The sequence below is a fragment of the Rhodococcus sp. BS-15 genome, assembly GCF_000813105.1.
GTDB lineage: Bacteria > Actinomycetota > Actinomycetes > Mycobacteriales > Mycobacteriaceae > Rhodococcoides.
Genome location: NZ_BAOX01000489.1, coordinates 1 through 2,064 on the forward strand (window position 1 = coordinate 1; position 2,064 = coordinate 2,064).

The following is a 2,064-nucleotide window of genomic DNA, read 5'->3' on the forward strand; positions in this document are numbered from 1 at the left end:
CCCCACACCTCGGGGCAGAAGCGGTAGCCGAGGTTCAGCACACCTTCGCCATGAAAGCCGCGGACACGGATCCCGGCCAGGCCGATCACGTCGGGATTGGTTCGGGTCGTCACCGCGCAATATCCGTAGCCGTGTTCCGTCCAGTGTGCGAGCCAGGCGTCGACCAGGAGGGCGGCCTTCGCCGTGTCGGGCGGGTCCGATTCGAACCGGGTCATGCGGGGATCGGTATGCAGTTCGATCATCACCTGCCGATCCTCTTGACGCAGGGGGCGCAGGATCAGCCGGGTTGTTTCGATCTCACTGAACACAAGTGCGAAACTATCGCCGTTCCGGCAAGACCACCACTACGGACCACACCAGCCCGGTGATCGCGGGCCAGAAGATCGACCGATCTTGGTTGGAAGACGGCCTCAGACTGGCGCTCCAGCGCCAACACCTCGCCAGCTGGTGGGCGAACAGCTACATGGAACAACTGCGCATCTACGCTGCCACGGATGCGATGGAGCGCGGTCCACACGGCTGCCATTCACGATGGTCACGGAGTAGTGCCCAGAGAACGTCGACGAGCCTGCGGGCGAGCGCGATGATGGCTTGGACGTGCCGTTGATGTTCGGCACGTTTGCGCTGGTAGAACTCTCGCGATGGTCCTTCCCGTTGTACGCTGCTGAAGGCTGCCATGAAGAAGACGTGTCTCAGGCGGCGGTGGTAGCGCTTGGGTCGGTGCAGCACTCCGGTGCGGGTTCCGGAGTCGTTGGGGACGGGTGCGAGGCCCGCGTAGGCGGCAAGTCTCGCGGCTGTACCGAACGCAGCGAGGTCGCCGGCAGTGATGGCGAGGAACTCCGCTCCCAGTCGCGTGCCGATACCGGGGACACTCTCAATGATGTGCGCCTGGTGGTGATTGCGGAAGCATTCGGTGATCTGTTTGTCGAGTGCCTTGATCTCGCGGTCTAGTTCGAGCAATTGGCGGGCGAGGCGGGTGGCGAGCTGCTCGGTGGTCGATTCCGCCTGCACTGCAACGGTTTGCGCGCCTGCAGCGGCGAGCGCTTTGGCCACCATCCCAGGGATTGTCGGCCGCCGGACACCCAGCTGACGAAGATGAACGCTTATCTCTTCGGTGCCGGCGGCGCGGATCGCCGCTGGCGTGCAGTAGCGGGTAAGCAGTGCCAGGCCGGTGCGTGTGGTGTAGTCGAAGGCGCGCTCAAGCTCAGGAAAGATGCGGAGCAGCAGTGCCCTGAGTCGGTTGATGCGGGACACCCACTCCCCCATGAGATCCGCACGGTAGGCGGTCAGAAGGCTGAGCTCGGCGACGACATCGTCCGGTGTGGTAACGGTCGTCAGGTCGCGGCGTAGGCGTGCGGTTTCCGCGATGACGAGGGCATCCTTGGCGTCTGTCTTGCCTTCACCCGGAAAGGCACCGGTCATGCGGTTGACGACACGGCCGGGGACGTATGTGACCGTCTGACCGGCAGCTGTGAGCACAGCAAGCAGCTGACGTCACAGCAGCGCAGATTCGGGTGAGGTCAGATCAACCGCCCATCGGTTCGTCGACGAGTCGCCGGTCGCGCGCGCTTTGTCGAGCAGACATTCGATGTTGTGTTGGTCGTTATGCACTCGGATCGACCACAGTTGCCGTCCGGTGTTGTCGATCGCTGCGGCGTGATGCGCGGCTTTGCCGATGTCGATGCCGATCCAGATTGCATCCGGTTGTGCTGTCACAGAGTCCCTTTCCATCGAAGATCCCCGACTGGGTGGACGGCTCCGCCGGCGTTCCTCTAAATAGCGACTCTCGCGCAGATAACAACGTGTCTCAATCAGCGGCCGGAGTGTCCGCGACGGACGAGGTGGCCATCCTTCCGAAGCCACACCAGCGGCTGGTGATTGTCAGCCTCGCCTCGAACGTCGTCGGGCACCTGAAGTGATCACCTCCAGGTGGGGAAATGTTAGAGAGGATTGTGCGGCGGTGCGGGCGCGTGATCATCAGATCTATCTGAACTTGATCGCCTCTCTACCTCCGGGCTCTCCGATCCCACCGGAGTACATCAATCCGTGCCTGACCGCACCGCC

The 2,064-nt window shown here is 63.1% G+C and carries 1 protein-coding gene and 1 pseudogene; both read right to left on the reverse strand.

Going from position 1 to position 2,064, the window contains the following annotated elements:
* On the reverse strand, positions 1–308 hold a 308-nt coding region (locus tag RHBS_RS27215; protein WP_145977646.1), incomplete at its 3' end, for a GNAT family N-acetyltransferase.
* Between the two features lie 172 nt (positions 309–480).
* Positions 481–1,731: pseudogene (locus tag RHBS_RS27220) on the reverse strand (IS110 family transposase).
* Positions 1,732–2,064: the final 333 nt, after the last annotated feature.